General features: G+C 66.3%; 19 protein-coding genes. 12 read left to right on the forward strand and 7 right to left on the reverse strand.

Going from position 1 to position 22,903, the window contains the following annotated elements:
• Positions 1-5: 5 nt before the first annotated feature.
• Positions 6-2,099: a type VI secretion system Vgr family protein gene (locus tag D1610_RS12850; RefSeq protein WP_118864591.1), complete on the reverse strand. Its 2,094-nt coding sequence runs from the start codon at positions 2,097-2,099 to the stop codon at positions 6-8.
• Positions 2,100-2,286: 187 nt separating this feature from the next.
• Here D1610_RS12850 and D1610_RS17265 point away from each other — a divergent pair, with 187 nt between their 5' ends.
• The 12 genes from D1610_RS17265 to D1610_RS12910 all read left to right on the forward strand — a co-directional run bounded on the left by D1610_RS17265 (position 2,287) and on the right by D1610_RS12910 (position 15,519).
• The gene (locus D1610_RS17265; RefSeq protein WP_222927014.1) at positions 2,287-3,039 is read left to right on the forward strand and encodes an OmpA family protein; all 753 of its coding nucleotides are present in this window, start codon (positions 2,287-2,289) and stop codon (positions 3,037-3,039) included.
• A gap of 63 nt (positions 3,040-3,102) precedes the next feature.
• Positions 3,103-4,098 carry a type VI secretion system protein TssA gene (tssA, locus tag D1610_RS12860; protein WP_118864592.1) on the forward strand — a complete coding sequence of 332 codons (996 nt, stop codon included), beginning with the start codon at positions 3,103-3,105 and terminating at the stop codon, positions 4,096-4,098.
• Between the two features lie 90 nt (positions 4,099-4,188).
• A complete protein-coding gene (gene tssB, locus D1610_RS12865) occupies positions 4,189-4,728 on the forward strand; it encodes a type VI secretion system contractile sheath small subunit (protein ID WP_118864593.1) in 540 nt (179 codons plus the stop codon).
• 26 nt (positions 4,729-4,754) lie between these two features.
• Positions 4,755-6,242, forward strand: a complete 1,488-nt coding sequence (gene tssC, locus D1610_RS12870; protein WP_118864594.1) for a type VI secretion system contractile sheath large subunit — start codon at positions 4,755-4,757, stop codon at positions 6,240-6,242.
• Positions 6,243-6,307: 65 nt separating this feature from the next.
• Positions 6,308-6,799: an Hcp family type VI secretion system effector gene (locus tag D1610_RS12875; RefSeq protein ID WP_118864595.1), complete on the forward strand. Its 492-nt coding sequence runs from the start codon at positions 6,308-6,310 to the stop codon at positions 6,797-6,799.
• Between the two features lie 23 nt (positions 6,800-6,822).
• Positions 6,823-7,614 (forward strand): type VI secretion system accessory protein TagJ, encoded by a 792-nt coding sequence (locus D1610_RS12880; protein WP_118864596.1) that lies wholly within the window; start codon positions 6,823-6,825, stop codon positions 7,612-7,614.
• 3 nt (positions 7,615-7,617) lie between these two features.
• Entirely contained in the window at positions 7,618-8,166 is a 549-nt protein-coding gene (tssE, locus tag D1610_RS12885; RefSeq protein ID WP_118864597.1) for a type VI secretion system baseplate subunit TssE, read from the forward strand.
• Between the two features lie 6 nt (positions 8,167-8,172).
• Positions 8,173-10,041 (forward strand): type VI secretion system baseplate subunit TssF, encoded by a 1,869-nt coding sequence (gene tssF, locus D1610_RS12890; RefSeq protein ID WP_118864598.1) that lies wholly within the window; start codon positions 8,173-8,175, stop codon positions 10,039-10,041.
• Complete coding sequence (tssG, locus tag D1610_RS12895; protein WP_118864599.1) at positions 10,005-11,039, forward strand: type VI secretion system baseplate subunit TssG; 1,035 nt, start codon at positions 10,005-10,007, stop codon at positions 11,037-11,039. The genes tssF and tssG overlap by 37 nt, the downstream gene beginning before the upstream one ends.
• Before the next feature lie 3 nt (positions 11,040-11,042).
• Entirely contained in the window at positions 11,043-13,826 is a 2,784-nt protein-coding gene (gene tssH / locus D1610_RS12900) for a type VI secretion system ATPase TssH (protein ID WP_118864600.1), read from the forward strand.
• 40 nt (positions 13,827-13,866) lie between these two features.
• Positions 13,867-14,499 (forward strand): GTP cyclohydrolase I FolE, encoded by a 633-nt coding sequence (folE, locus tag D1610_RS12905; protein ID WP_118864601.1) that lies wholly within the window; start codon positions 13,867-13,869, stop codon positions 14,497-14,499.
• Positions 14,500-14,772: 273 nt separating this feature from the next.
• The gene (locus D1610_RS12910) at positions 14,773-15,519 is read left to right on the forward strand and encodes an SDR family oxidoreductase (protein WP_118864602.1); all 747 of its coding nucleotides are present in this window, start codon (positions 14,773-14,775) and stop codon (positions 15,517-15,519) included.
• 505 nt (positions 15,520-16,024) lie between these two features.
• On the opposite strand, the gene leuA is transcribed toward D1610_RS12910, so the two are convergent.
• The 6 genes from leuA to D1610_RS12940 all read right to left on the reverse strand — a co-directional run bounded on the left by leuA (position 16,025) and on the right by D1610_RS12940 (position 22,901).
• Positions 16,025-17,680 carry a 2-isopropylmalate synthase gene (gene leuA, locus D1610_RS12915; protein WP_118864603.1) on the reverse strand — a complete coding sequence of 552 codons (1,656 nt, stop codon included), beginning with the start codon at positions 17,678-17,680 and terminating at the stop codon, positions 16,025-16,027.
• Positions 17,681-17,891: 211 nt separating this feature from the next.
• Positions 17,892-18,527, reverse strand: a complete 636-nt coding sequence (locus tag D1610_RS12920) for a YceI family protein (RefSeq protein ID WP_118864604.1) — start codon at positions 18,525-18,527, stop codon at positions 17,892-17,894.
• An 89-nt stretch (positions 18,528-18,616) separates the two neighbouring features.
• Complete coding sequence (locus D1610_RS12925; protein ID WP_118864605.1) at positions 18,617-19,357, reverse strand: hypothetical protein; 741 nt, start codon at positions 19,355-19,357, stop codon at positions 18,617-18,619.
• A gap of 86 nt (positions 19,358-19,443) precedes the next feature.
• Positions 19,444-20,463: a ketol-acid reductoisomerase gene (ilvC, locus tag D1610_RS12930; protein ID WP_118864606.1), complete on the reverse strand. Its 1,020-nt coding sequence runs from the start codon at positions 20,461-20,463 to the stop codon at positions 19,444-19,446.
• 46 nt (positions 20,464-20,509) lie between these two features.
• Complete coding sequence (ilvN, locus tag D1610_RS12935; protein WP_118864607.1) at positions 20,510-21,025, reverse strand: acetolactate synthase small subunit; 516 nt, start codon at positions 21,023-21,025, stop codon at positions 20,510-20,512.
• A 115-nt stretch (positions 21,026-21,140) separates the two neighbouring features.
• Entirely contained in the window at positions 21,141-22,901 is a 1,761-nt protein-coding gene (locus tag D1610_RS12940; RefSeq protein ID WP_118864608.1) for an acetolactate synthase 3 large subunit, read from the reverse strand.
• Positions 22,902-22,903: the final 2 nt, after the last annotated feature.

Consider the following 22,903-nt stretch of genomic DNA (forward strand, 5'->3'; position numbering starts at 1 on the left):
CGGGCCTAGTTGATCATCGTGATGGCGCCCTTGACGGTCATCATCGCACTGCCTTGGGTGGTGGTCATCGCGCCCTTCACCTCGTTCATCGTCTGGGCCTCGCTTTTGACCATCATGCCCTTGATGGTGACGCCCATCTGATCGATCTTGATCGAGTTCTGGCCGACCTTGAGCTCAATCGACTGCATCGCCTCCATCTCGATCTTGCCCATCGCGGCCTTTACCGTGATGTTGCCCATCTTCACGTTGAGCGCATCGTTGCCCATCTCAAGCGTTGCGGTGCGATTGCCCTTTTTGATCGTCGTGGTGCGGTTTCCTTCGCTGATGATCTCGGTCTCGTTCCCGGTCAGCGTGTAATCGCGTTTGCCCAGGATCTCGACCTTCTCGTCCTTCTCGACCTTCTCGGTGCGGTTGCGGCCGACGAAGATCGTCTGGTCCTGCCCGACCTTGTGGGTCTCGTCCATGCGCACGCGCACGTTGAGCAGGCGGTTGGCGTGGAGATAGACTTCCTCCTGGCCCGCCTTGTCCTCGAAGCGCAGTTCGTTGGATTCGACGGCGGGCTTGTCCCTGATGCCGGGATGGTCGTCGCCGACGGCCTTCGCCTCGCCGATCGCGGCCGGCTGGCCAACCGTCTTGGACCGCCAGGTGGCGATCGTGCGGTGATCGGGCAGCTTGTAGAGCGGCATATGCTCGGCGTTGAACACGCGGCCGACGACGATCGGGCGATCGGGATCGCCGCCCAGGAAATCGATCAGCACCTCATGCCCGACGCGCGGCAGGATGAGGTTGCCCAGGCCGCCGGTCTGCGACACGCGGATCCAGCAGCTGGTCTTGTCGTCCTTCTTGCCCAGCCGGTCCCAGTGGAACTGCACCTTCACCCGGCCATATTCGTCGGTGTAGATCACCTCGCCCGGCGGGCCGGTGACGATCGCCGATTCGAGGCCGCGCACCACCGGGCGCGGGGTGCGCTGCTGCGGACGGAACGGCGTGGCGGCGGGAATCGCTTCGAACGCCACGTCCAGCCCATGCGCCGCGTCCATCGAATCGCCGCTGCGATAGGTTTCGGACACGATCGTATGCTGGGTCGATGTGATCAGATAGTCGTCATCGAAGCGGTCGTTCTCGTGATCGATCTTGACCTTGAAGCCGGCGGTCAGTCCCAGCGACTGGCTCATCCCCGTATAGGTCGCCTGATCGACGCGCGATGCGTACAGCGCAGATAGGGTGTTGGCGTCCGCCAGCGTCTCGCTTTCCATCGGCTCGCCGAGCACGACGCGTGACGCGCCCATATAGACTTCCGCCTTGTCGCACGGATTGCCCGAACGCTCCGCCGCCCGGTTGATCGGCTTCTGCGGCCGGCGGAAGTCCCAGTCCCGCATCGTCACCTTGCCGCGCGCCGCGGTACGCAGGCGCTCCATCCACAGCGTCACGAAGGGGGTCGCCGTCTCGTTGTCGGCGAGCGCGCCGACCATCGATTGCGAATAGGCATTGTAGGTCAGCATGTCCGGCGCGCCCTTGGCGTGGCTGCCGGGGCCCTCGCACAACACCATCTGATGGCGGTTGTCCTCATGGACGAAGTAGTAATAGATTCCTTCCTCTTCCATTATCCGCGAGGCGAAATCGAAGTCGCTTTCGCCATATTGGACGCAATAAGTCCGCTTGATGCGCTTGCTCGTGAGCTTGCTGAAATCGACGTCGGGCTGGCCGGCGAGGCGGAAGATGTCCTCCAGAATCTGCTTGGCGTTCTTTTCCTGGAAGATGCGGTATTCCAGGTTCGCGTCCATGAAGTAGGTCCAGGGGCGCACGGTCAGGCGATAGCGCCAGCCGGCCTTCGCCTCGCCGACGAACATGCCCTCGATGATGTACCCGTGCACCCGCCGGACGATTTCGCCGCCCTGTTCGACCTTGACCTTGATCACCTTGCCCAGGTGCGGCCTGAGATCGAGTTCGCCATGCTCGGAGAGGATGTCGACCGAGATCTCGAACGGCTCGCTCAACGCCTCGCGGATGACCACGCGCTCCAGCACGACCTGTTCGTCGCCCAGATCGACGACCATGGTCGTCTGCCGGTCGGTTGTTACACCCAGACCCGGTGCCATTTTCCCGCTTCCCCCAAAACAGCCGCGCGTCAACAACGCGCTATCGAACGCTACCGATCATATAGCAGCATCTTGGTGGCGCAATAAAGGACTGCGGTTAACTGTGCTCTGGCCTTGCGGCTAAAGTCGAAATTGCTTATGAACTAGCTATTCCTAATACGGCCGATCTTGCGCTAGGGGGTTTGAAATGCGTGGTTTCGTCTATTTCGCGGCACTTGCGACGGCAGCGACTCTGCCCGGCGCAGTGATGGCGCAGGAACGCAGCAGCGTCGACGAGTATCTGTGCACCTTCGCGGGCAAGTGCGGCGAGGCTGCCCAGGAAGAGGAAGTGAAGGCGGCACCGGCGACCAAGGGCTTCTCGCTCGCGCGTCGCCCGCAGGAGACGGCGCCCGCGCCGGACACCAAGGGATTCGCGCTCGCCAAGCCCAAGGCCAAGCCGCAATCGGCGCCAGCGCCGGACACGCGCGGCTTCGCGTTGCGGCGCGCCGAAGCGGCCAAGCCGGCGGCGAAGCCCGCCGCGGCGCGCGCCGCGCCTGCGCGGGCGCGGCCCGCTCGCGCCGCCGCGGCGACGCCGCGCGCAACGCCGGCCGCGCGCGCGACCGGCGCGCGCGCCGATCTGATGCTGAGCTTCGAGCTCAATTCGGCGGAGATGACCGCGGGCGCCAAGGACCGCGCCAAGGTGTTCGCCCAGGCGCTCAACACGCCCGAGCTCAGGAACAGCCGCTTCCTGATCGAAGGGCATACCGATTCGGTCGGCGGCCGTGCGGCCAATCGCGAGCTTTCGCAGCGGCGGGCGCAGTCCGTGGCGGATTTCCTGGTCGCCCAGGGAGTCGATCGCAGCCGGCTCGAGGTGCAGGGCTTCGGCTATGACCAGCCGCTGCCGGGCAAGCCCGCCAGCGCGGATGAGAATCGTCGGGTAGAGGCCGCGCTGATTTCCTGAGCGTCGCCAGTCACGCCAGGGGGAATTGGTGAGACTTTCAACTGATAAGTACGGGGTTCGCTGATGGACCTCGAAACTCTGCTTGCGCCGGTTTCGGACGAATCGCCCGCCGGGGAGGATCTGTCCTACGACAATGAGCGCCAGGTCATCGAACAGGCGTTCGATGTTCCCGCCGATTCGCCCGAGCAGCCCGACTGGCGCGAGACGATCAAGCTGATCGCCGCGCAGTCGGAGCGGACCAAGGATGTCTGGCTGGCGATCTACCTCGCCCGCGCCGGGGCGCGCCAGGGGCGGCTCGAGACGGTCGAGGCCGGCGCGCAGATGCTCGCCGGACTGTTCGAGCGCTATTGGGACAGCGTGCACCCGACGCTCGACGAGCTCGGCTTCCAGGGGCGCAAGGGGCCCTGCGAGTCGCTCACCAAGATCTCTGAGTTCCTGGGCCCGCTCAAGCGCGTGGTGCTGATCGAGCACCCCCGGCTCGGCGTCTATTCGGGCGCCGACCTTGAACGGTTCGCGAGCGAAGGCGAGGGGGCCGACGGCTACGGCATGTTCCGCGCGGCGATCGCCGAAGCGGACACGGCCGATCTGCAGGCGGCGATCGACCGGCTCGATTCGATCCGCGACGGCATCCGCCGCGCGGACGCCGTGCTGACCGCCAATGCCGAAGGCGACACCGGCACCAACTTCCAGCCGACCTACGAAGCGATCGAGGCGATTCGCAGCGCGCTCGCGCCCTATGCGGGCATTGCCGCGGAGGAACCCGAGTCGCCGGGCGCGGATTTCGACTCCGGCGCCGTCGCGTCCTCGGGCGGAGGCGGTCCGCGCATCGGCGGGCGAGTCGATTCCCGCGACGATGTGATCACCGCGCTCGATGCGATCGGCGACTATTATCGCCGGCGCGAGCCGAGCAGTCCCATTCTGGCGCTGATCCAGCGGGCAAGAAGCTGGGTAAACATGGATTTCATGGCGGTGCTGGAGGATATTGCGCCCGAAAGCACGACCGACGCCAAGCGTGTATTGTGGACGAAGGCGGAGCGTGACGCGCAATCGGGATATTGATATCATCTACAGGTCGTCTATCGTGGCGAAGGTGGGTTAAAGTCCGGCAACGCTATAGCTGGCGTTTGCGGAAATACGGGGGAAGCGGCGATGGTTGCCAAGAGCGGGCAGAAGTTCATCAAGCAGAACCGGGCGCCGCGCGTCCATATCGAATATGAGGTGGAGACCTATGGCTCGCGCCAAAAGGTCGAGCTTCCTTTCGTCATGGGCGTGCTCTCGGATCTTTCGGGCAAGAGCCTGGTCGAGAAGAAGGCGCCCGACAAGCGCGACTTCGTCGAATTCGACATGGACAATTTCGATCAGCGGATGGAGGCGATCGCGCCGCGCGCGGCCTTCAACGTGGACAATACGCTGTCCGGCGAAGGCAAGCTGGGGGTCGACCTGACCTTCACCAACATGCAGTCCTTCTCGCCGGGCGAGGTGGCGAAGAACGTGCCCGCGCTCGCGCAGCTGCTCGAGGCGCGGCAGCAGCTCAACGATCTTCTGACATATATGGATGGCAAGAACGGCGCGCAGGACCTGATCGAGCAGGCGCTCAAGGATCCCGCGTTGCTGCAGGCGCTGTCCTCGGCGCGCGAGCAGGGCGCGGCCGCCGCGCCCGCCGCGGAAGACGGCGCGACCGAGAACTGATTTCTCTTTAGGGGGTGGAGACGGACATGGCTCAGGAAGCGCTTCAGGGGCAGGACGCCCCCCAGGCTGAAGCGATCGCGCTCGACGATTTTTCGTCGCTGCTGCAAAAGGAATTCAAGCCCGGCGACGATACGCGCAAGTCGCGCATCGAGGACGCCGTGCAGACCCTGGCGCAGCAGGCGCTCACCAATGCGCAGACGGTGTCGGGCGACGTCTATCAGACGATCGACGCGATGGTGGCGGCGCTCGACCGCAAGCTCAGCGATCAGGTCAACGCGATCATCCACCATCCCGATTTCAAGCAGCTCGAATCGGCGTGGCGCGGGCTCAACTATCTCGTGATGAACACTTCGACCGGCAAGGATCTCAAGATCCGCGTCATGAACATGTCGAAGGAGGAATGTCGCAAGATGTTCCGCCAGTATCGCGACGCGGCGTGGGACCAGAGCCCGCTGTTCAAGAAGGTGTACGAAAGCGAGTTCGGCCAGCTGGGCGGGCAGCCCTATGGCGCGTTCACCTGCGACTATCAGTTCGATCACTCGGCCCCCGATCTCGAGGTGATGAAGGGCCTGTCGAAGATCGGCGCCGCCAGCCACGCGCCCTTCATCGCCGGCGCCGCGCCGACGCTGTTCGGCATGTCGAGCTGGACCGAGCTCAGCAATCCGCGCGATCTGGGCAAGCTGTTCGACGCGACCGACTATATGGCCTGGCGCACCTTCCGCGCGTCCGAGGATTCGCGCTACATGGCGCTGACCATGCCGCGTTTCCTTGGCCGTCCGGTCTATGGAGCGAAGTCCGAGCCGGTCGACGAGTTCGACTTCGAAGAGGATATCGGCGGCGATCACGAGAATTATTCGTGGGTCAACGCGTCCTATGCGATGGCGGTGAGGATCACCGAGGCGTTCAGCAACTATGGCTGGTGCACGCGCATCCGCGGCGTCGAATCGGGCGGCACGGTCGAAGGTCTGCCAACCGCGACCTTCCCGACCGACGATGGCGGGCTGGACATGAAGTGCCCGACCGAGATCGCCATTTCCGACCGGCGCGAGGCCGAGCTTTCGGCCGCGGGGCTGATCTCGCTCATCCATCGCAAGAATACCGATCAGGCGACCTTCATCGGCGCGCAGACGCTGCACAAGCCCAAGGCGTTCGAGAATGCGGACGCCACGGCGAACGCAAACCTGTCGGCGCGTTTGCCCTATATCTTCGCGAGCTGCCGCTTCGCGCATTACCTGAAGTGCATGGTGCGTGATTGGGTGGGCGGCACGCGTGAGGCGCCGCAGCTCTCGCGCGACCTGTCGGACTGGGTGATGCAGTTCGTCGACGGCGCGCCGGAGATGTCGAGCGAGGAAACCAAGGCCAAGCTTCCGCTGAAGGACGCCAAGGTCGAGGTCGTGCCGGACGAAGAGAATCCGGGGTACTACAAGGGCAAGTTCATGTTCGTCCCCCACTACCAGCTTGAAGGCATGGATGTGGCGCTGAGCATGGTTTCCCGCCTTCCGAAATCCGCCTGATCCGGCGGGCAGTGGTCGCGTAACATAATCGTTTACCCCACAGTTAGTTGGCTCAGGAGGTACAAATGTCGGTTGATATTTATCTGAAACTGGCCGGAATTCCCGGTGAGTGCGAAAAGCAGGGACATGAGAACGAGATCGAGGTGATGTCGTTCTCGTTCGGCGCGAACCAGACCGGATCGTTCCACAAGGGCGGTCAGGGCGGCGGCGCCGGCAAGGCGTCGATCAGCGACCTGTCGATCATGAAGGAAGTCGACAAGTCCTCGCCGCTGCTGTTCCAGGCATGCGCCACCGGCCGCCACATTCCCGATGCGACGATCTATTCGCAGAAGGCGGGCGGCAACAACACGCCGGTGACCTATTACGAGATCAAGATGACCGATCTGATGGTCTCCTCGCACCAGAACAGCGGTTCGGGCGGCGGCGACGCCATCATGGAGACGGTGACGTTCAACTTCGCGCGTCTCGACTTCGTCTATACCGGCCAGACCAAGGAAGGCGGCAAGGGCGCGCCGGTCAAGGCGTTCTTCGACGTGCGCAAGGCCGAAGCCGGCTGATCCGCACGAAGGGGGCCGACGTGATGGAAGAAGCAGACCGTCGGCTCAGGGACGGCGACCTCGATGGTGCCCGCGCGGCGCTGATCGAGGTCGTCCGTGCCAAACCTGCCGACCAGCAGGCGCGCATGTTCCTGTTCCAGCTGCTGGCGCTCGCCGGCGAATGGGACAAGGCGCGCACCCATCTCAATATGCTCGCTCAGCTGTCGCCCGAGGCGCAGATGCTGAGCGTCGCCTACGGCCAGGCGATCGAGGCCGAACGGCTGCGCGCGGACGTCTTCGCGGGCCGCCAGCCGATGATCCAGCTCGACGCGTCGGACTGGGCGCAGGGCATCGCCGACGCGATCACCCATTTCGCCGCCGGGCGCACCGCCGAGGGCGAGGCCGCGCGCGATGCGGCCTTCGAAGCCGCGCCCGATATGCGCGGCAGCTTCAACGACGTGGCCTTCGACTGGATCGCGGATGGGGACGGGCGATTCGGGCCTACTTTCGAAGCGATCGTCGGGGGGCGCTATGGAATCATACCGTTCGACAAGGTCGAGCGGATCGAGAGCGAGGGCCCAAAGGATCTCCGCGACGTCATGTGGTATCCGGTGCAGATCGCGCTGACCGCCGGACAGACCATCGCGGCGATGCTGCCGGCGCGCTATCCGGGAACGGAGGCGAGCGGCACCGGCCTCGAGAAGCTGGGCCGGGGCACCTCCTGGCGCGAGGAGGCGTGGGGCGAGGCCGGCGTCGGCCAGCGCCTGTGGACGACCTCGGACGGCGAGGACCACCCGCTGCTCGATCTGCGCCTGCTGACCATCGAACAGGGCTGACCCGTGGCGGTCAAGCAGCGCCTGACGCCCACGCTTTTCGACAAGCTGGTGGCAGACACCAAGATGTCCGGGCTAAAGAAGACCGACGCGAAGATCGCCGAGGCTGAAACCAGCGATATTTCGAGCGACGTCTTCAAATATTATTCGGTGCCTCAGCTCGAGCGCTTCAACGAGGCGGCGCTGAGGATGACCGTGCGGCGCGAGCTCGCCTGGCTGCTCAACACGGTGAACTACGATGCCGGCGGCGCGCTCGACGCCTATCCGCAGGTGCAGACGTCGGTGGTCAATTACGGCGTGCCCGATCTCGCCGGGCAGATCCACGATCGGCGCGCGGTGCTGCAGCGCGCGCGCGAGATCAGGAAGGCGATCCGCACCTTCGAGCCGCGGATCGAGCCGCAGTCGCTCGCCGTCGAGGCGGTCGAGGCGCGCGACAAGGCCAACACCGTGACCTATCTGATCAAGGGCGACATCAGCGCGGCGGCGGGCGCCATGCCGGTCAAGTTCCGCACCGATGTCGACGCCGACGACGCCAGCGTCGAAGTCAGCGAGTAAGGCCCGATGGATCCCCGCCTGCTTCGCTTCTACAATGACGAACTGAGCTATCTGCGCGAGACCGCCCGCGAATTCGGCGAGGAGCATGAGACGGTCGCGGCCCGGCTGGGGCTGAAGACGCCGACCGACCCCGATCCTTATGTCGAGCGGCTGCTGGAGGGCGTCGCCTTTCTCGGCGCGCGGGTGCAGCTGAAGCTCGCCGATCAATATCCCGAATTCACCCAGCACCTGCTGCACGCGATCCAGCCGCATTATCTGGCGCCGACGCCGTCGATCTGCATCGCCGCCTTCGAGCCCAAGGAGGGCGATCAGCAGCTCGCCCAGGGGCAGCGCGTGCCGCGTCTGACCGAGCTGGTCGCGAGCGCCGCCGATCATGACAATGCGCCGGTGACCTTCCGCACCGGGCATGAGGTGACGCTGTGGCCGCTCGCCATCACCCAGGCCGAATATCTGTCCAGCCGCGCCGCGATCGCATCCTTCGCCTCGGCGGCCGGCGTGCGCGCCGAGGCGGGGCTGCGGCTGCGCTTCGAAGCGACCGGCGGCATGAAGCTTTCGCAGATCAAGCCCAGATCGCTGCCGATCTATCTCGCCGGATCGGAGGCGGTGCCGGGCGAGCTCTATCGCCAGCTGATCGGCGAGACGGTGACGGTGATCGCGCGCGGCGCCGAATCGGCGGCCGGCGCGGGCGGATGGGTGAAGCTGCCGCCGCCGGGCCAGATCGGTTTCGACGACGAGCACGCGCTGCTGCCGCCCGAACGCCGCTCCTTCCGCGGTTACCGGTTGCTGACCGAGTATTTCGCCTGCCCCGAACGCTTCCTGTTCGCCGACCTCCAGCGGCTGGACCGGGCGATGGACGAGGCCGGCAAGGCGCTGGACGTGATATTCCTGTTCTCGCGCAGCTCGACGATCCTGCCGGGCGCGATCGACACCTCCAACTTCCGGCTGTTCGCGACGCCCGCGATCAACCTGTTCGAAAAGCAGCTGGGTCGCGTCCAGGTGTCCCCCAACGAGCACGAATATCATGTCGTGCCCGATCGCACCCGGCCGCTCGATTTCGAGGTGTTCCGCGTCGAGGAGGTGCAGGCGCATGGGCGCGACGCCACGCCGCCCCGCGACATCGCGCCGCTCTACGCCTTCGGCGCGCTGCTCTATGATTGGCGCGAGGCGATCTTCTATTCCACCCAGCTGCGCCCGCGCCGCATGTCGACGCGCGAGCAGCGGCTCAGGCGGCGCACCGATTATGTCGGCACCGAAACCTGGATCAGCCTGACCGCGCCGGGCGATGCCGAGCGGCTGGACGACGTCGCCGAGCTTTCGGTCCGCGCGCTGGTCACCAACCGCGAGCTGCCCGAGCTGCTGACCTTCCGCGGCGACAAGCATTTCACCTTCTCCGGCGTCTCGGCGCGGGGCGTCGCGGTGCTGCGCGCGCCGACCAAGCCGCGCCCCCCGATGGGGATAGAGGGCGATTCGGCCTGGCGGGTGATCGCCCATCTGACGCCCAATTACGCGACGCTTGCGCCCGAGGACCATGACAGCCCGGCGATCCTGCGCGATCACCTGATGCTCTACGGCCGGCAGGACGACGCCGCCGCGCGCCGCCAGATAGACGGCGTGCTGTCGATCCGCGCGGAGAAGGTCGCGCGGCGCGTGCCGGGGCTCGATCGGATGGCGATCGCGCGCGGTCACCGCATCCGCATCAACCTGGACGATGTCGCCTTCGACAAGGCGCGTATGTTCCTGTTCACCGCCGTCCTCGAACGGTTCCTGTCCGAATTTTCCAGCATCAATTCGTTCACCGAGACGGTGTTCGAAAGCCCGCTGGAAGGAGAGTTCGTCAAATGGCCCCCGCGGATCGGCCGCCAGCACGTCATCTGAGCTTCCTCGGGGAGGCGGCGGGCCGGCTGAAGAAGTCCGGCCTGTTCCCGGTCGTGCGCGGCGCGGAGGCGCGGGCGCCGGAATTGCCGCGGGTCGGGCGGGCGAAGCTGCCCGCGCAGAATGTCGTGGAGATGGCGCAGATCCCGTCGCTTCGCTTCCCCGCGCCGACGATCGATTCGATCGCCCACCGCCACGGCCGCGCGGTGCTGGAGGGCTATTGGCTGGGGCTGACCGGGCCGATGGGGCCGCTGCCCAGCCACCTGACCGAATATGCCGATTACGAGCGTCGCTATGGCGAGGCGCAGCCTTTCGGCCGCTGGCTCGATCTGCTCGCCGATCGGATGCTGCAATTCTTCTACCGCGCCTGGGCCGACTCGCAGCCCGCCGCGAGCCTCGACCGGCCCGCGGACGACCGCTTCGGTGATTACCTGTCGGCGCTGACCGGCGCCGAGGAAGGGGTGGGCGATCGCGCCGTGCTGCCGGCGCGCGCGCGGCTGCATTATGCCGGGCTCTACGCCTCGCGCCGCAGCGCCGGGGCCATCGAGGATACGCTCGGCCACCTGCTGCGCCAGCCGGTGCGCGTGCTCGAATTCTGCCCGCGCTGGCGCGACGTCTCGGACGAGGATCAGAGCCGGCTGGGCCGGCAATTCGCGACGCTCGGCGGCGATCTGATGGTCGGCGCGCGGGTACGCACCGCGTCCGATGCGTTCCGCGTCGTGGTGCGGGCGCACTCGATTCGCGAATATGAGCAATTGCTCCCCTCGGGCCCGCGATTCGCCATCGCCCAGGAGGCGCTGGATTCGTTTGCGCCCAGCCACCTGGAGTGGGATATCATGATCGAAATGGAGGAGCGCCACGCCAGGCCGGCGCGCCTCGACGGTCGCACCAGGCTTGGCTGGACCGGCTGGCTCTGCCCCAAGGGGGAAAGCGGCCGGATACGCGCGGATGCGCATCTGACACGGGCGGCGGTCAGGCCGCGCCGAGCGACGGGGGAATGAGTGATGACCGAGATTAGCCGCAGCGCCCTGTTCGGGCGACTCAACCCGACCGCCCTCAAGGCGATCGAGACCGCGACCGGCTTCTGCAAGATGCGCGGCAACCCCTATGTCGAGCTGGCGCACTGGGTCCATATCCTGCTGCAGGACGCGCAGAACGACATCGCGTCGATCCGCACCGCCTTCGGCCTCAACGACGCGCAGATCGCCAAGGATGTCGTCGCGGTGCTCGACGGGCTGCCGCGGGGCGCGACCTCGATCAGCGATTTCTCACCCCAGATCGAAGAGGCGATCGAAAAGGGCTGGCTCTACGCCTCGCTGCAGTTCGGCGCGGGCCGCGTGCGCACCGGCCATCTGCTCTACGGCATGCTCAAGACGCCCACCTTGCGCAACGCGCTGTTCGCGCTGTCGGGCGAGTTCCGCAAGGTCCAGGTCGAAAAGCTGGGCGCCGAATTCGATACCGCGACCAGGCAGTCGGGCGAGGTGACGCAGGCCGACGGCGGCGGCTCGGCGGCGGTCGCGACCGGCGGCGGTGGCGGCCAGGCCGACGGCGCGCCCGCGGGCGAGGGCGAGGCGCTGGTCAAATATTCGGTCGACCTGACCGCCAAGGCCAAGGCAGGCGATATCGACATGATCGTCGGCCGCGACGCCGAGATCCGCCAGTGCATCGATATCCTGCTGCGCCGCCGCCAGAACAACCCGATCCTGGTCGGCGAGGCGGGCGTGGGCAAGACCGCGGTGGTCGAAGGCTTCGCCAAGCGAATCGTCGACGGCGACGTGCCGCCGGCGCTGCAGGGCGTGACACTGCGCTCGCTCGACATCGGCCTGATGCAGGCGGGCGCGAGCGTGAAGGGCGAGTTCGAGAAGCGCCTGCGGGCGGTGATCGACGAGGTCGAATCCTCGCCGACGCCGATCATCCTGTTCATCGACGAGGCGCACACGCTGATCGGCGCGGGCGGATCGGCCGGCACGGGCGACGCCGCGAACCTGTTGAAGCCCGCTCTCGCCCGCGGCCGGCTGCGCACCATCGCCGCCACCACCTATGCCGAATACCGTCAGTATTTTGAGAAGGACCCGGCGCTCACCCGCCGCTTCCAGACGGTCGACGTCGCCGAGCCGGATACGCCCAAGGCGATCAACATGATCCGCTCGGTCGCGCCGATGATGGAAGCGCATCACAATGTCGTGGTGCTCGACGAGGCGGTGGCCGCAGCGGTCACCCTGTCGCAGCGCTACGTCCCCGCGCGGCAGCTGCCCGACAAGGCGGTGAGCCTGCTCGATACCGCGTCGGCGCGCGTCGCGGTTTCGCAGCACGCGACCCCGGCGGAGGTCGAGGACAGGAAGCGCCGCGTCGAGCTGCTCGAGGTCGAGCGCGAGATCGTCGAGCGCGAGCGCTCTAACCAGTATCGCAAGGACGACCGGCTGGAGAAGCTTGACGAGGAACTGGCCGAGGCGCGTGAGCGCGCCGACGCGATCGTCGCCAAATGGGAAGCGGAGAAGGCCGCGCTCGAAAAGCTCATCACCGCGCGCACCGCGCTGCGCGAAGCGCGCGGGGCCGAGGGCGGCGCACCCGATGAGGACGAGCTGAAGGCCGCTCTCGACGCCGCGATCGCCGAAATGGCCGAGGTGCAGGGCGACCAGCCGATGGTGTTCGGCGTGGTCGATCAGGATGCGGTCGCCTCGGTCGTCGGCGACTGGACGGGCATCCCGATCGGCCGGATGGTCAAGGACGAGATCCAGTCCGTCCTCACCATCGCCGACAAGCTGAAGGAGCGCGTGATCGGCCAGGATCACGCGATGGACGCGATCGCCAAGCGCATCCAGACCAGCCGCGCCAAGCTCGACAACCCCAACAAGCCGGTGGGCGTGTTCATGCTGGTCGGCCCCTCGGGCGTCGGCAAGACCGAGACCGCGCATGTCCTGTCCGAGCTGCTGTTCTCGGGCGACGAATCGATGATCGTCATCAACATGAGCGAGTTCCAGGAGGCGCATACCGTCTCCACCCTGAAGGGCGCGCCGGCGGGCTATGTCGGCTACGGCCAGGGCGGCGTGCTGACCGAGGCGGTCAGGCGGCGGCCCTATTCGGTCGTTCTCCTGGATGAGGTGGAGAAGGCGCATCCCGACGTGCACGAGATGTTCTTCCAGGTGTTCGACAAGGGGTTCATGAACGATTCGGAAGGCCGCTTCATCGACTTCAAGAACACGCTGATCCTGTTGACCTCGAACGCCGGCACCGATCTTGTCATGCAGATGGCCGAGGACGAGGAGACCAAGCCCGACAGCGAGGCGCTGGCCCAGGCGCTCAGGCCCGAACTGCTCAAGGTGTTCCCGCCTGCGCTGCTCGGGCGCCTGCTGGTGCTGCCCTATTATCCGCTGACGCCGACGATGCTCGGCGGGATCGTCAAGCTGCAGCTCGATCGCATCAAGAAGCGCATCCGCGACAACCACAAGATCGCGTTCGATTACGGGCAGGACGTGGTCGACCTGATCGTCTCGCGCTGCAACGAGGTGGCGTCGGGCGGCCGCGTGATCGACGCGATCCTGACCAACACGATGCTGCCCGAGATGTCGATCGCGCTGCTCGAGCGGCAGATGTCGGGCGAGGAGGTGAAGGGGATCACCGTCGGCGTCGGCGGAGAAGGCTTCACCTACACTTTCGCGACCGATCAGGGCGAGACGACCGCCACCGGCTCCGCCGAGCCGCCGGTGCTGATCGCGGAGCCGATCGCCGAGGCCGCGCAGTCGGAGGGGGAGGAAAAGGCCGAAGCGGAGCAGCCCGCCGCCGAATAATCCTTCCGCCCGGCGCGGGCTTCGCCTAGCAGTCTTCCGCATGGCGAACCAGACACATGCCGAGCCCGAGGATGGCGATCTGATCGCGGAGGACGGCAAGCTCGCCGTGCCCGACGATGTGGCGGAGGCGATCCGCACGCTGATCCGCTGGTCGGGCGACGATCCGGCGCGCGAGGGCCTGGTCGACACGCCACGCCGCGTCGCGCGGGCATGGCGCGAATATTGCTCGGGCTATGGCGACGATCCGGCGCGTCACCTCTCCCGCGTGTTCGAGGAGGTCGGCGGCTATGACGAGATCGTGCTGCTGAAGGACATTCCCTTCCAGTCGCATTGCGAGCATCACATGGCGCCGATCACCGGCCGCGCGCACATCGCCTATCTGCCCAAGGATCATGTCGTCGGCATCTCCAAGCTCGCCCGCGTGCTCCATGCCTATGCCCGCCGCCTGCAGGTGCAGGAACGCCTGACCGCAGAGGTGGCCGACTGCATCTGGACGCATCTGGAGCCGCAGGGCGTGGCCGTGGTGATCGAGGCGACGCACGGCTGCATGACCTCGCGCGGCGTGCGCACCCCCGGCGTCGTCATGCGCACCAGCCGCATGATGGGCGTGTTCCGCGACGATGACAAAAGCCGCAAGGAAGTCCTCGCGCTAATGGGGCTTACGGCGGCGTGAGACGTTCAACATCCCGCTCCCGTATTCGTCATTCCCGCGAAAGCGGGAATCCAGCTTCTTCTGTTTCACGCGAAGGCGCGAAGGCGCGAAGCAGAAGTGAAAGGGGTTCACGCGGAGGCGCGGAGACGCGGAGAAAGAGAGAAAGAGATTTGATCGTGCGAAAGCGCGATGAGAAAAAGTGTCGCGAAGCGGCAACCAATCTCTTCCCTTCTCCGCGTCTCCGCGTCTCCGCGCGAACCCGTTCTTCGCGCCTCCGCGCCTTCGCGTGAACAAATGAAGCTCGCGCTCGTCACCGGAGGAACGCGCCGGCTCGGCGCAGCGATCGCCGCAAGGCTGGCGGAGGACGGCTACACGCTCGCGCTCCACGCGCACGATCACCCCGAGCCCGAAGGCGTGGAGGGCCGCGTCTTCACCGCCGATCTGGCGGACGCGGACGAAGCGAGGGCCCTGATCCCCCGCGTCGCGCAAGCGTTCGGCGCGCCGCCCTCGCTGCTGGTCAACTCGGCCGCGCTGTTCGCCGAAGACGGCTTCGGCCGCATCGATCCCGAGCTCGCCGTCCGCCACTACCGCATCAACACTCTCGCGCCCGCGCTGCTGATCGAGGCGATGGCAGCGGCGGGCGGGGAGGGTGACCGCTCCGTGGTCAACATCCTCGACCAGCGCATCGCCCACCCGCACGGCGACCAGCTCGGCTACACGCTCAGCAAATGCGCGCTCGCCGGCCTCACCCAGGCCGCCGCGCGCGCGCTCGCGCCGGCCCTCAGGGTCAACGCGGTCGCCCCCGGCCTCACCCTCCCGACCGACGATTATGCGCCTGGCCAGATGGAACGGCTGGCGCAGCTGATGCCGCTCGACCGGCTGCCCGATCCGGCCGGGATCGCCGATGCGGTGGCCTGGCTCGCCGGCGCTGAAGCCAGCACCGGGCAGATACTCTATGTTGACGGGGGTGCGTCGCTGGTCGCGTTCGACCGCGATTTCGTGAAGTTGGGGATGGAGAAAAAAAATCTCTTTCCTACATGAGAGCGATGGGGTATGTTCCTTTTTTGTTCTTTCTCACGTCCATCAACCTTCGTCGCGGCGTCATGCCGCACCTGCGCCATTCGCGGAACCGGCCAAAGGTAAAACGCATCGGTGCAAACCGTTACCTTTGGCGGAAAACGGCGGTTCGCGAAATCGCCCTTAGCGTGAACTTTGTAAACTTTGGGCTCGGCTAGCGCCTGCCCTGCTCAAACTTGGGCGAATCGACATTTGCCCATCTCGCGGGATTTAGGGTTCACGCTAAGGCGCTAAGGCGCGAAGACGGTTTTCGCGCGAAGGCGCGGAGGGCGCGGAGATATCGGAGCCCTGCGCGAAGCGCATTCACCCTGCTACGATGCGGCCGGCGGAACCCTGCGAAAAGATGAGAGCCGCCGACACGGCAGGACCATCTCCGCGTCTCCGCGCCTCCGCGTGAACCAAACCCTCTTCTTCCTTCTTCGCGCTCCGCGCCTTCGCGTGAACCAATCTCTTCGAATATCGAACCGTCCTAGGCCCTGTTCGCCGCGCCCAGCGCCGCGCGCACCGTCGCCGTCGCCACGTCGCTGTCGATTCCCACGCCGAACACCGTCCGCCCGTCGCCGGTGCGGCATTCGAGATAGGCGGCGGCCTGCGCGTCGGAACCGTGGCCGATGGCGTGCTCCGAATAGTCGATCACGTCTAGCGGCACGCCCGCCGCGCCCAGCGCGTCGAGCACGCTCGAGATCAGGCCGTTGCCGCGGCCCGAAAGCGACTGCTCCTCGCCGTCCACGGCGATGCGGCCGATGAACTGGCGCGTGCCGGCGGCATGGCTTTCGAGATAGTCGACCAGCGCGAAGCGGTCGCTGCCGTTCGGCAGATACGCGCCTTCGAACGCGGTCCAGATATCGCCGGCGTTCAGCTCGCGGCTGGTCGCGTCGGCCAGCGCCTGGACGTGGCGGCTGAAATCGGCCTGCAGCCGCTTGGGCAGCTTCAGCCCCTTGTCCTGCTCGAGCACCCAGGCGACGCCGCCCTTGCCGGACTGCGAATTGACCCGGATCACCGCTTCGTAGCTGCGCCCCAGGTCGGCCGGGTCGATCGGGAGGTAGGGCACCTCCCACAACTCGTCGTTGCGCGCCTCCTGGCTCGCGAAACCCTTCTTGATCGCGTCCTGGTGGCTGCCCGAAAATGCGGTAAACACCAGCTCACCCGCATAGGGATGGCGCGGGTGGACCGGCAACGCGTTGCAATATTCGACCGTGCGGATCACCTCGTCGATGTCCGAGAAATCGAGGCCGGGATCGATCCCCTGGGTGTACATGTTGAGCGCCACCGTCACGAGATCGACATTGCCCGTCCGCTCGCCATTGCCGAACAGGCAGCCTTCGACCCGGTCCGCGCCCGCCAGCAGCCCCAGCTCGGTCGCGGCGATGCCGGTGCCGCGGTCGTTGTGCGTGTGTAGGCTGATCACCACCGCGTCGCGGTTGGGGATGTTGCGGCCGAAATATTCGATCTGGTCGGCATAGATGTTGGGCGTCGCCGCCTCGACCGTGGCGGGCAGGTTAAGGATGATCGGCTTGTCCGCGGTCGGGCGCAGTACGTCCATCACCGCGGCGCACACCTCGATCGAGAAATCGAGCTCGGCGGTGGAGAAGGTCTCGGGGCTGTATTCGAAATGCCAGGCGGTCCCGGGCCGTTTCGCCGCCTCGTCGCGCAGGATCTTGGCGCCCTCGACCGCGATGCCGCGGATCTCGTCACGGCTCATGCCGAACACGATCTTGCGCCAGGCGGGGGAGACGGCGTTATAGAGATGGACGATTGCCTTGGGCGCGCCTTCCAGGCTCTCGAAGCTGCGCTCGATCAGATCGCGGCGTGATTGGGTCAGCACCTGCACGGTCACGTCGTCGGGGATCGCGCCCGAACGGACCAGGCCCGAAATATAGTCGAACTCGGTCTGCCCGGCGCTGGGAAAGCCGATCTCGATCTCCTTGACGCCGACCTTCACCAGCAGATCGAAGAAGCGCTGCTTCTTCTCGCTGTCCATCGGGTCGATCAGCGCCTGGTTGCCGTCGCGCATGTCGGTCGAAAGCCAGCGCGGCGGCCGGGTTATCGTTCGCGACGGCCATTGCCGGTCGGGCAGGTCGACCTGGGGGAAGGGGCGGTACTTGGCGGATGGATCGCGCAACATGGGTCGGTCTCGCTGGCTTCGCGGATGCTTCGTGGTTCGGTGTCGGCCCTCAGGCGGGTCGCGCGGCGCTCATGGGCGCACGGCGAGGATCACGCCTAAGGGCGCGTAAGTCGAAGCAGCGAAGGGCGAAGCGCCTGCGTCATCGCCCGCCGGTTAGCCTGCGGCGGGCGATGATGTCCAGCGTAACAATTGCAACCATCCGCGGCCGCGCTCACTTCTGGAAGGCGACGCTGATGTCCAGCTCGACCTCGTCCGACACCAGCGGGAGACCGAAGGTGATGCCGAAATCGCTGCGCTTGATCGTCGCTTCCGCATGGAAACCGACATTCTCCTTGCCGCCCATCTCGGTCGGCATCTTGCCCGCGCCGACGAAATCGGCCTCGAGCACCACCGGCCTCGTCACGCCGTTGAGCGTGAGGTTTCCGGTGATCTTCGCCTCGTCGCCGTCGTCGTCCACGTCGACACGGGTCGATACGAAGCGCGCATCGGCCGGATTGGCGCCGAAGAAATCGGGCTTGCCGCCCTCGGCGGCCGGCTTGAGCAGATGCGCGGTGAGGCCGGGGTTGGCGGTCGTCACCTTGGACACGGGAATGGCGATGTCGACCCTGGCGGCCGCCGGGTTCTTGGGATCGATGGTGAGGGTGCCCGTGGCGCCGCCGAAGATGCCAAAATAATCGTTGAAGCCGAAGTGATCGACGCGCCAGCCGACCAGGGTGTGCGCCGAATCGACGGTATAGGTGCCGCCGCTGACCGCCGCCGGGTTCTTCGATCCGGGCAGCTGCGCCGCCTGCATGGCGATCAGCGGCGTGGCGAGGGCAAGGGCGAGAAGGGCGAGGGGGGTGCGCATGTCCGGTCTCCTGGCGAACGGGTCCTGGGAGGTTTCGGCCGTGCCCGCCGCCAAGTCAAATATCCACATGGAAACGCAGCGTTTGCCGCTCACTCCCTCCCCGCCTCGATTATGTCGTAGCGGATCTGCACCCACGCGCCGACCAGCGGCTTGCCGCCGACCCTGGGCGGGCGCACGAGGAATTGCCAAGCCGCCTGCCGCATCGCGCCCGCTAGCCCGGAACCGGGTGATTCGCCCAGCTCGCGGCAGTCCTCAACGCGGTATCGCTCGACCGTGCGGCAGATGATCATGCCCCATTCGTTTCCGCCCAGGCTGCGCTTGGGGATATAGGTCGCCATCTCCGCGCGCGTCGGCTCGCGATACCATTGCGCGGCATAGAGGGGTTGGCCGTCGGGCCCGGTGCCGACGGTGTTGCCCGACCCGCTATCGGCGGTCCCGGCGGTGTCGGCGGCGCTCGATGCGGTGTTCCGGCTCGGCTTGATCCGGCCGATGTCCGCCGCGGCGAACTCCTGGCGGGTCAGGATGATCATCGCCGGGAACGGCGTCGGCGGCGGAGGCGGGACGGTGACCGGCGGTGGGCTTTCGGGCCGGCGTGTCGCTCTCGCCCTTGGCGCCTGGCGCGCGCCGCGCGTCTCGATGGGCGCCTGGGGGCGCACGTCGAAGGTAGCCAGCACGTCGCTCTCCCGCCGCCGCTCGGGCAGCACCCCCAGCGTGATCAGCCCGATCAGCAGCAGCGCGCCAAGGCCGAGCGCCAGGCCTCCGGCGGCGAGCCGCCGGCGGAGCGAGGTGTGCGACCCGTACGCATGTTGGCGATAGGACACCGCGCGCATCGACGGGGGAGGTACAGGACGCCCCCCGTCGCCGCAATCGGATCACGCCGGTCCGCGCTCAAGGCCGGCCAGCGCGCGGCGCGTCGTCAGTTCTTCGCCTTGTCGACCAGCTGGTTGGCGCCGATCCACGGCATCATCGCGCGCAATTCGGCGCCGACCTTCTCGATCGGGTGCTCGGCCTGGCGCTTCCTCGCTGCTTTCATCTCCGGATTGCCCATGCGGTTGTCGACTATGAAGCGCTGGACGAAGCGGCCCGCCTGGATATCCTCCAGCACGCGCTTCATCTCCTTCTTGGTCTCGTCGGTGATAACGCGCGGACCGGTGTGGTAGTCGCCATATTCGGCGGTGTTGCTGATCGAATAGCGCATGTTGGCGATCCCGCCCTCATACATCAGGTCGACGATCAGCTTCACCTCGTGCAGGCATTCGAAATAGGCCATTTCGGGGGCGTAGCCCGCCTCGGTCAGTGTTTCGAAGCCGGCCATGATCAGGTTGGTCAGGCCGCCGCACAGCACCGCCTGCTCGCCGAACAGGTCGGTCTCGCACTCCTCGCGGAAATTGGTCTCGATGATGCCCGACCGGCCGCCGCCGACGCCCGACGCATAGGCGAGCGCGACGTCGTGCGCGTTGCCGCTCGAATCCTGGTGCACCGCGACCAGGCAGGGAACGCCACCGCCGCGGACATATTCGCTGCGCACGGTGTGGCCGGGGCCCTTGGGCGCGATCATGATCACGTCCAGGTCGGCGCGCGGCTCGATCAGCCCGAAATGGACGTTGAGGCCGTGCGCGAAGGCGAGGGCGGCGCCCTGCTTCATGTTGGCGTGGAGGTCATCGGCGTAGATCGCCGCCTGATGCTCATCAGGGGCGAGCATCATGACGATGTCCGCCCAGGCGGCGGCTTCGGCGCCCGTCATCACCTTGAATCCCGCGGCTTCGGCCTTCTTCGCCGTCGCCGAGCCCGGCCGCAGCGCGATCGCGACGTCGCCCACGCCCGAATCGCGCAGGTTCTGGGCATGGGCATGGCCCTGGCTGCCATAGCCCACGATCGCGACCTTCTTGTCCTTGATCAGCCTCAGATCGGCATCGGCATCGTAGTAAACGCGCATTCTTCGATTTCCCCTTGATGCCCGTCCATCGCGGCGGGCGTTGATGTCAGGCGGCGTCCTTGCCGCGTGAAATGGCGACGATGCCCGTTCGTGCGACCTCGACCAGGCCAACCTCGCGCATCAGCGCGACGAAGGTGTCGATCTTCTCGGTGCTGCCGGTGACCTCGAACACGAAGCTGCCGATCGTCGCATCGACCACGCTTGCGCGGTACACCTCGGCGAGACGCATCGCCTCGATCCGGTGATCGCCGATACCGGCGACCTTCACCAGCGCCAGCTCGCGCTCGACATGCGGGCCGAGCGCAGTCAGATCGCTCACCTTGTGCACCGGCACCAGCCGGTCGAGCTGGGCGATGATCTGCTCCATCACCCGCGGCGCTGCGCTGGTGACGATGGTGATCCGGCTGATCGCGTCGTCCTCGCTGATGTCGGTCACCGTCAGGCTCTCGATATTATAGCCGCGCGCGGTGAACAGCCCCGCGATCCGCGCAAGAATGCCGGGCTCGTTGTCGACGATGACGGCGAGCGTGTGCCGTTCCTTGGTCTCTTCGGCAATATGCATGACTACTCCGTCGCCCCTGCGAAGGCAGGGGCCTCAAGCGGCATTGCCGATGTTGGATGTGCCACAAACCCAGGGGTCCCTGCCTCCGCAGGGGCGACGATCCGTTGTTTACTCATCACACCAGTGCCTTCGCCTCATCGTCCATCGTGCCGGAGACCTCGTTGGCCTGCAGGATCATATCGGTGTGCGCGGCTCCGCTGGGGATCATCGGGAAGCAGTTGGCGAGCTTCGCCACCATGCAATCGACCATCACCGGCCCCTCATGCGCGAGCATCTCCGCGATGCCGGCGTCGAGTTGATCCGGCCCCTCGATGCGGATGCCTTTCCAGCCGTAAGCCTCCGCCAGCTTCACGAAATCGGGCAGGCTGTCGGAATAGCTTTCGGCGTAGCGGCTCTCATAGGTCAGCTCCTGCCACTGGCGGACCATGCCCATATATTCGTTGTTGAGGATGAACACCTTGACCGGCAGGCGGTATTGCGTCGCGGTCGCCAGCTCCTGGATGTTCATCTGGATCGAGGCCTCGCCGGCAATATCGATGACCAGCGCGTTGGGGTTGCCCATTTGCGCGCCGATCGCCGCCGGCAGGCCGTAGCCCATTGTGCCGAGCCCGCCTGAGGTCAGCCATTTGTTGGGCGCATCGAACGCGAAATGCTGCGCCGCCCACATCTGGTGCTGTCCGACCTCGGTGGTGATGATCGGCGCTTTGTCCTTCGTCGCCTGCCACAGGGCGCGGATGGCGCGCTGCGGCATGATCTCCTTGCCGTTCTCGGGAAAGTCGAGACATTTGCGCGCACGCCAGCCCTCGATCCGCCGCCACCATTCGCCGAGGTCGGGCTTGGGATGCTGGCGCGCCTTCCAGATGCGGACCATGTCCTCAAGCGCGCGGCCGACATCGGCCACGATCGGAAGATCGACCGCCACCGTCTTGTTGATCGAAGAGCGATCGATGTCGATGTGGATCTTGCGCGCGTGCGGCGCGAAGGCATCGAGCCGGCCCGTGACGCGATCGTCGAAGCGCGCGCCGAGCGCAATGATCAGATCGGCCTTGTTCATCGCCATATTGGCCTCGAACGTGCCGTGCATGCCGAGCATCCCGAGCCACTGGTCGGATGAGGCGGGCAGGGCGCCCAGGCCCATCAGGGTGGAGGTGACGGGCGCGCCGGTGATCCGCGCCAGCTCGCGCAGCAGCTGGCTGGCGCCCGGCCCGGCGTTGATAACGCCACCGCCTGTGTAGAAGACGGGCCGCTCGGCCGCCGCGAGCATGTCGACGGCGGCTTCGATCAGCGTCGTCTCGGCCTTGACCTGAGGGCGATAGCTCTTGTGCTGTATCGCGCCCGCGGGCTTGCGATAGGTCGCGGTCGCGACCTGCACGTCCTTGGGGATGTCGATCACGACCGGGCCGGGACGGCCGGAGGTGGCGATGTGGAACGCCTCGTGGATCGTGTCGCCCAGCCGCGCGGGATCCTTCACCAGATAATTATGCTTGGTGCAGTGCCGCGTGATGCCGACGGTGTCCGCTTCCTGAAAGGCGTCGGTGCCGATCAGCGTCGTCGGCACCTGGCCGGTGATGACGACCATCGGGATCGAATCCATCAGCGCATCGGCGATGCCGGTGACCGCATTGGTCGCGCCCGGGCCGGAGGTGACGAGGACGACGCCGGGCTTGCCGGTCGAGCGGGCATAGCCTTCCGCCGCGTGCGTCGCCGCCTGCTCGTGGCGAACCAGAATGTGGCGGATGCGCTTCTGACCGTTCTGCTTGAACAGCGCATCGTAGATCGGGAGGACCGCGCCGCCTGGATAGCCGAACACGATCTCCACGCCGAGATCGACAAGCGCCTCGACCAGGATATCGGCTCCGCTCAGTTCGCGCGTCATTC

The sequence above is a fragment of the Sphingomonas gilva genome (assembly GCF_003515075.1).
GTDB classification, from domain to species: Bacteria; Pseudomonadota; Alphaproteobacteria; order Sphingomonadales; family Sphingomonadaceae; genus Sphingomonas; species Sphingomonas gilva.

Bases quoted from the DNA above. Each gene is read 5' to 3' on its own strand.
- D1610_RS12850 (WP_118864591.1), bottom strand. From the start codon at position 2,099: ATGGCACCGGGTCTGGGTGTAACAACCGACCGGCAGACGACCATGGTC.
- D1610_RS17265 (WP_222927014.1), top strand. From the start codon at position 2,287: ATGCGTGGTTTCGTCTATTTCGCGGCACTTGCGACGGCAGCGACTCTG.
- tssA (WP_118864592.1), top strand. From the start codon at position 3,103: ATGGACCTCGAAACTCTGCTTGCGCCGGTTTCGGACGAATCGCCCGCC.
- tssB (WP_118864593.1), top strand. From the start codon at position 4,189: ATGGTTGCCAAGAGCGGGCAGAAGTTCATCAAGCAGAACCGGGCGCCG.
- tssC (WP_118864594.1), top strand. From the start codon at position 4,755: ATGGCTCAGGAAGCGCTTCAGGGGCAGGACGCCCCCCAGGCTGAAGCG.
- D1610_RS12875 (WP_118864595.1), top strand. From the start codon at position 6,308: ATGTCGGTTGATATTTATCTGAAACTGGCCGGAATTCCCGGTGAGTGC.
- D1610_RS12880 (WP_118864596.1), top strand. From the start codon at position 6,823: ATGGAAGAAGCAGACCGTCGGCTCAGGGACGGCGACCTCGATGGTGCC.
- tssF (WP_118864598.1), top strand. From the start codon at position 8,173: ATGGATCCCCGCCTGCTTCGCTTCTACAATGACGAACTGAGCTATCTG.
- tssG (WP_118864599.1), top strand. From the start codon at position 10,005: ATGGCCCCCGCGGATCGGCCGCCAGCACGTCATCTGAGCTTCCTCGGG.
- tssH (WP_118864600.1), top strand. From the start codon at position 11,043: ATGACCGAGATTAGCCGCAGCGCCCTGTTCGGGCGACTCAACCCGACC.
- folE (WP_118864601.1), top strand. From the start codon at position 13,867: ATGGCGAACCAGACACATGCCGAGCCCGAGGATGGCGATCTGATCGCG.
- D1610_RS12910 (WP_118864602.1), top strand. From the start codon at position 14,773: ATGAAGCTCGCGCTCGTCACCGGAGGAACGCGCCGGCTCGGCGCAGCG.
- leuA (WP_118864603.1), bottom strand. From the start codon at position 17,680: ATGTTGCGCGATCCATCCGCCAAGTACCGCCCCTTCCCCCAGGTCGAC.
- D1610_RS12920 (WP_118864604.1), bottom strand. From the start codon at position 18,527: ATGCGCACCCCCCTCGCCCTTCTCGCCCTTGCCCTCGCCACGCCGCTG.
- D1610_RS12925 (WP_118864605.1), bottom strand. From the start codon at position 19,357: ATGCGCGCGGTGTCCTATCGCCAACATGCGTACGGGTCGCACACCTCG.
- ilvC (WP_118864606.1), bottom strand. From the start codon at position 20,463: ATGCGCGTTTACTACGATGCCGATGCCGATCTGAGGCTGATCAAGGAC.
- ilvN (WP_118864607.1), bottom strand. From the start codon at position 21,025: ATGCATATTGCCGAAGAGACCAAGGAACGGCACACGCTCGCCGTCATC.
- D1610_RS12940 (WP_118864608.1), bottom strand. From the start codon at position 22,901: ATGACGCGCGAACTGAGCGGAGCCGATATCCTGGTCGAGGCGCTTGTC.